Annotated in this window: 2 protein-coding genes and 6 pseudogenes; 7 read left to right on the plus strand and 1 reads right to left on the minus strand. The window is 46.6% G+C overall.

The features are described 5' to 3' along the window. Window positions 1-254 (plus strand): annotated as a pseudogene (locus tag A7090_RS10365) (transposase); the annotation flags it as partial. Window positions 255-294: 40 nt separating this feature from the next. Here A7090_RS10365 and A7090_RS10370 read toward each other — a convergent pair. After that, window positions 295-441 (minus strand): annotated as a pseudogene (locus tag A7090_RS10370) (IS3 family transposase); the annotation flags it as partial. A gap of 86 nt (window positions 442-527) precedes the next feature. Between A7090_RS10370 and A7090_RS10375 the strand changes: the two are divergent. The 6 genes and pseudogenes from A7090_RS10375 to A7090_RS10400 all read left to right on the plus strand — a co-directional run. Then, window positions 528-1,389 (plus strand): annotated as a pseudogene (locus A7090_RS10375) (IS3 family transposase); the annotation flags it as partial. A gap of 329 nt (window positions 1,390-1,718) precedes the next feature. Then, complete coding sequence (locus A7090_RS10380; protein WP_105273971.1) at window positions 1,719-2,288, plus strand: DUF1076 domain-containing protein; 570 nt, start codon at window positions 1,719-1,721, stop codon at window positions 2,286-2,288. An 84-nt stretch (window positions 2,289-2,372) separates the two neighbouring features. Further along, a pseudogene (locus tag A7090_RS10385) lies at window positions 2,373-3,442 on the plus strand (IS256 family transposase). Window positions 3,443-3,538: 96 nt separating this feature from the next. After that, a pseudogene (locus A7090_RS10390) lies at window positions 3,539-4,616 on the plus strand (IS3 family transposase). 34 nt (window positions 4,617-4,650) lie between these two features. Beyond that, window positions 4,651-4,941 (plus strand): annotated as a pseudogene (locus A7090_RS10395) (integrase core domain-containing protein); the annotation flags it as partial. A gap of 532 nt (window positions 4,942-5,473) precedes the next feature. Next, the coding region (locus A7090_RS10400) for a hypothetical protein (RefSeq protein ID WP_105273972.1) at window positions 5,474-6,263 on the plus strand (790 nt) is incomplete at its 3' end.

The following is a 6,263-nucleotide window of genomic DNA, read 5'->3' on the forward strand; positions in this document are numbered from 1 at the left end:
TTTCGCAGTGAAGCCCTGAAGCTTGCTGAACGCATCGGTGTTACTGCCGCAGCCCGTGAACTCAGCCTGTATGAATCACAGCTCTACAACTGGCGCAGTAAACAGCAAAATCAGCAGACGTCTTCTGAACGTGAACTGGAGATGTCTACCGAGATTGCACGTCTCAAACGCCAGCTGGCAGAACGGGATGAAGAGCTGGCTATCCTCCAAAAGGCCGCGACATACTTCATTTCAGGCGCTTCGCGAAGTATGTCGCGGCCTTTTGGTGAATGGCCAGTTCCTCTGCCTGCTTCGCCAGGCATAGAGCTGGGATTCATAAAGACAGAGTTCACGGGCTGCGGCAGTAACACCGATGCGTTCAGCAAGCTTCAGGGCTTCACTGCGAAATTCAGGCGAATGCTGTTTACGGGGTTTTTTACTGGTTGATACTGTTTTTGTCATGTGAGTCGCCTCTGACTGAGAGTTTACTCACTTAGTCCCGTGTCCACTATTGGTGGGTAGGATCACAGAACAACACAGGTGTTCCAATGAAAAAAAGAAATTTCAGCGCAGAGTTTAAACGCGAATCCGCTCAACTGGTTGTTGACCAGAACTACACGGTGGCAGATGCCGCCAAAGCTATGGATGTTGGCCTTTCCACAATGACAAGATGGGGCAAAAAAAAACACCAAAAGCCTCTCCGATAACACCTGAACAAATCGAAATACGTGAGCTGAGGAAAAAGCTACAACGCATTGAAATGAAGAATGAAATATTAAAAAAGGCTACCACGCTCTTGATGTCAGACTCCCTGAACAGTTCTCGATAATCGGGAAACTCAGAGCGCATTATCCTGTGGTCACACTCTGCCATATGTTCGGGGTTCATCGCAGCAGCTACAGATACTGGAAAAACCGTCCTGAAAAACCAGACGGCAGACGGGCTGTATTACGCAGTCAGGTACTTGAGCTACATGGCATCAGCCACGGTTCGGCCGGAGCAAGAAGCATCGCCACAATGGCAACCCGGAGAGGCTACCAGATGGAATGCTGGCTTGCTGGCAGGTTCATGAAAGAGCTGGGGCTGGTCAGCTGTCAGCAGCCGACTCACCGGTATAAACGTGGTGGTCATGAACATGTTGCTATCCCTAACTACCTTGAACGGCAGTTCGCTGTGACCGGGCCAAATCAGGTGTGGTGCGGTGATGTGACCTATATCTGGACGGATAAGTGCTGGGCGTACCTCGCCGTTGTTCTCGACCTGTTCGCAAGAAAACCAGTGGGCTGGGCCATGTCGTTCTCGCCGGACAGCAGGCTCACCATGAAAGCGCTGGAAATGGCATGGGAAACTCGTGGTAAGCCCGTCGGAGTGATGTTCCACAGTGATAGTCATTGTTTGACAAGCTCTTTTACAGCGCAGACCTGCTGCTGACGCTAAGCCAGCAGGGTTGTTTTCCAGAGCCATACAGATTGCCCGCTGACGTCGTGGGAAATACGAGTATTTTTAGTTATCCTGTTTACCTCTTTCTCTGGGAATTTAGTCTCCTAGATTCCCTGAGCAGATTTAGAGAATCAGATATAGCTCGAGCTGAGAGCACCGTGAGTACGGTGGATTAACGTAAAATAACCAGACAAACTCACAAAAAACGGAGTTTGGTACAAGTTTTTGTTGTCATGTCAGGGGAATATTTATTACAACTCTGCGAGTTTAAAGTTCCTATTAAGAGAGGAGGCTTCGTCATGCCCTTAACCACAGATATTATGTCACACTCATTTTCTCTTGGAATGCAGGCTCTTCGTGCCCAAGTAGCTGACAGTGGCCGTGGAGAAATTACAGTAGGCAATCAAACCGTCAGTATAGTGTATGATCAAGAAAATGATCGCTATTTAGCCGGCGACGACAATGGAGGATTGCTTTCTGGGTTATTGCTTTTGGGGTTTAATAATGGTCCTGAAGCTCTTGCTGAGAGAATGCTAAGCATGCTTTCGGGCTCAGGTGAAGTGCAAGCGCAACAGAATATCCAAGAAAAAATAGAAGAAAACAAGTTTTCTGTTAATCCAGAGCATTTTCAGTGCTCGCCTGAGTCAGTTATATGTCCAATTACACTGGAGAAGCCTGAAGAAGGGGTGTTTATTAAAAATTCAGCTGATTCCGTAGTCTGTTGCTTATTTAATGCTGATGCTTTTTCTCGTTTAGTTAGCGAAAATTTACCGCATCCACTCACACGAGAGCCCATCACGGTGTCAATGATTGTAAAACCTGAGGAGTGTATTTATGATCATACTAGGGGAAACTTTATTGTAAAATAAAGTTGAAATAAAGAGCCTGTACATAGATTTGTGTAATTGTCTGATTTTGATATGTTCAATCCAACATCAAATGAAGGTGAATTTATGGACGAAAAACAATTACAGGCTCTGGCTAATGAACTGGCCAAAAATCTCAAAACACCTGCAGCCAGTTCGATCGCCTTCTCAAGAAAATCAGCGTTGAGGCTGCTCTCAACGCTGAAATGACCCACCATCTGGGGCATGAGAAAAACCAGACCCGCATTACCGGTATGGACAGCCAGATCCTGTCGCTGTATGCCAGAGGAATGACCACCCGCGAAATCACGGCGGCGTTCAAAGAGATGTACGATGCGGATGTTTCCCCGGCGCTGATATCAAAAGTCACCGATGCCGTAATCGAACAGGTTGTAGAATGGCAAAACCGCCCCCTGGATGCGATTTATCCCATTGTTTATCTTGACTGTATCGTGGTGAAAGTGCGCCAGAACAGCCGGGTTATCAACAAAGCGGTGTTCCTGGCACTGGGTATTAACCTGGACGGTCAGAAAGAGCTGTTGGGTATGTGGCTGGCAGAAAACGAAGGGGCGAAATTCTGGCTGAATGTGCTGACAGAGCTGAAAAATCGCGGCCTGAACGATATCCTTATCGCCTGCGTTGATGGTCTGAAAGGGTTCCCGGAAGCCATCAATGCTGTCTATCCGGATACGCAGATCCAGCTGTGCATCGTCCATATGGTGCGCAACAGCCTGCGGTTCGTGGTGTGGAAAGACTATAAAGCGGTGACACGCGATCTGAAGCTGGTTTACCGGGCAGCGACGGAAGAAGTCGCGTTGCAGGCGCTGGATGGGTTCGCAAAAGAGTGGGATCAGAGGTATCCACAAATAAGCCGCAGCTGGCGGGCAAACTGGCCGAATATTGCCACCTTCTTCGTGTACCCGGAGGAGATCCGCAAAGTCATCTACACCACGAATGCCATCGAGTCACTGAACAGCGTCATCAGGCATGCGATAAAGAAACGCAAAGTGTTCCCGACAGATGAATCGGTGAAAAAAGTGATCTGGCTGGCTATCCAGTCAGCATCGCAGAAATGGACGATGCCACTTCAGGACTGGCGGATAGCCATGAGTCGCTTTATTATCGAGTTCGGTGACCGCCTTGACGGCCACTTCTGAGAAAAGGCGTTTACACAGAATGATGGACAGGTGATCCTACCCACCAATAGTGGACACGGGACTAAGTGAGTAAACTCTCAATCAGAGGCGACTTACATGACAAAACCGGTATCAACCAGTAAAAAGCCCCGTAAGCAACATTCCCCTGAGTTTCGCAGCGAAGCTCTGAAGCTTGCTGAGCGCATCGGTGTTGCTGCCGCAGCCCGTGAACTCTGTCTTTATGAATCCCAGCTCTATGCCTGGCGAAGCAGGCAGAGGAACTGGCCATTCACCAAAAGGCTGCGACATACTTCGCGAAGCGCCTGAAATGAAGTATGTCTTTATCGAAAAACATCAGGCTGAGTTCAGTATCAAAGCCATGTGCCGTGTTCTTCGGGTTGCCCGCAGTGGCTGGTATGCCTGGTGTCACCGACGTGTGAGGATAAATTCACGTCAGCAGTTTCGTCTGAGTTGTAACAGAGTTGTACGCGAGGCTTTTACTCAGGCAAAACAGCGCTACGGTGCCCCACGTCTGACAGATGAACTGCATGCTCAGGGTTACCACTTCAGCGTGAAAACCGTGGCAGTCAGTCTTCGTCGTCAGGGACTGCGGGCGAAGGCCTCGCGGAAGTTCAGCCCGGTCAGTTACCGTGAGCATGGCTTGCCGGTGTCGGAGAATCTGCTGAAGCAGGATTTTTACGCCAGTGACCCGAATCAGAAGTAGTCGGGAGACATCACGTATCTGCGCACTGATGAGGGCTGGCTCTATCTGGCCGTCGTCATTGACCTGTGGTCACGTGCTGTTATCGGCTGGTCAATGTCATCACGGATGACGGCACAGCTTGCCTGCGATGCGCTACAGATGGCGCTGCGGCGGCGTAAGCAACCACAAAATGTCATCGTTCACACGGATCGCGGGGGCCAGTATTGTTCCGCGGATTATCAGGCTTTGCTGAAGCGGTACAATCTGCGCGGGAGCATGAGTGCAAAGGGCTGTTGCTACGATAATGCCTGTGCGGAAAGCTTCTTCCACTCACTGAAAGTCGAATGCATCCACGGTGAACGCTTTATCAGTCGGGAGATCATGCGGACGACGGTATTTAATTATATCGAGTGTGATTACAATCGCTGGCGTCGTCACAGTACCTGTGGCGGTCTCAGTCCGGAACAGTTTGAAAACCAGAACCTCGCTTAGGGCTGTGTCCACATTACGTGGGTAAGATCAGCGGACCGATAACGGTTCGGCTTATACGGCTCATGAAACACGGTCGTTCGCCAGAGAGTTGAATCTGTAGCCCTGAACGACGGCTGTCAGTAGCCCTCAGATCAATGGAATGGCAGAAAGGTTCGTGAAAACGATGAAGGAAGACTACATCGCGTTCATGCCGAAACCGAATGTAAGAACGGCATTGCGTAACCTTTCCGTGGCGATTGAGCATTACAATGAAAACCATCCGCATAGTGCGTTGGGTTATCGCTCTCCGCAAGAATATCTACGTCAGTGGATAATGTTAACTTAAGATATAACCCCTGTCTGGAAATAAGGGGGCAAGAACACATTAAAACAACTCAAAAACAATGTGTATTGTATTTCTTTTTAAATAAAAACGATGATAAATATATATAGATTGGCTGTCTCAATGAGAAATAAAAAAATTTCCTAGTAATATAATGGAACGAATAAAGAATAGAGTACGATATACTTATCATGAAGGATGTATACCTCTTGCATTGTTCATCAATAAGTGCTTATATACGATACATAGAGGCCAGAAACATTGTTAGCATTAACTGACACTATCCAGTAAAAGTTACTGTAAGCAGAACGGAGTTCTTTGCTATCTAGATATTTTATAATCTGATTGAGTGAAGAGGATTGTTGCAACCTTAGATGATTTTTCTGCCCCAAAATACAGTTTATGTAAGATATAAGATAAAAATAAAATGCTTTTGCTATTAGGGAGTGCTTATATTTTTCTTGCCTATTTTCGCGTAAACAAAAAAGTTAATTTCGCACATTTTTGTCTAAATTTTTTATGTTTGGGAAGGGGTATGTTTATTGTTCGCGCAGTTAGTCAGGGAACCTGTGGCTTAATATCAGAATTGGGGCGGCAGACTACAAAGGGAGAGTTTTTTTGTGGGGGGGGGCGCATTACTGTAAAAAGCAACTGTTCTTTACAAAGAAATTTAATTAGCCCTTCTTATTCTGCTTTGGGAGGGAATGCTCCACATGCTGCCGCAAGAAAAATTGAGGCTACTAAAACAAGCATCACCTTTCCTTCAGTTAAGGAAAGGGTCATGGCTTTTCAGGTAGTTGCGCAGAAATACTCAAATACACAAGAGAGGAACACATTATCAAAAGAACTATTGGTAGTCAAGCAGAGCTCATCACTTAATCATTCCGGTGTATTGAATCATGACCCTGTGTTATCAGTTTCTTCTAAAACAACACCTCATCAGGATAAAAAGGGGGTGATGGTCTTTCTTGGAAAAGAGGGGGTAGGTGAACAGGCATTGAATATTCTTGGTCAACAAATACCCCGCACTTTGAAAGGTAAAGAGCCGTATGATATTCTTTTTATTAGTCAATCCACTAAGGCTGATTATGAAAAAAAAGCACAACAATATGTTATTGATAGCCTGAGTGATGCTGATTTGAAAAGTAAAGATGTGAATGTGGCTATTGGAGCGGCAGTAAAAACGGCATATAAAAACAACAGACTGCTTACACCTGAAGTGTTTAATGTTGATTCATACAAAAAAGTTTATATTCTTGGTCATGGTAGTGCTGGTGATAACCACATCACTTGTGGAAGTGAGTATCTTGGACATCGTGAAATCA

The organism is Escherichia sp. MOD1-EC7003 (assembly GCF_002965065.1).
Taxonomy (GTDB): domain Bacteria; phylum Pseudomonadota; class Gammaproteobacteria; order Enterobacterales; family Enterobacteriaceae; genus Escherichia.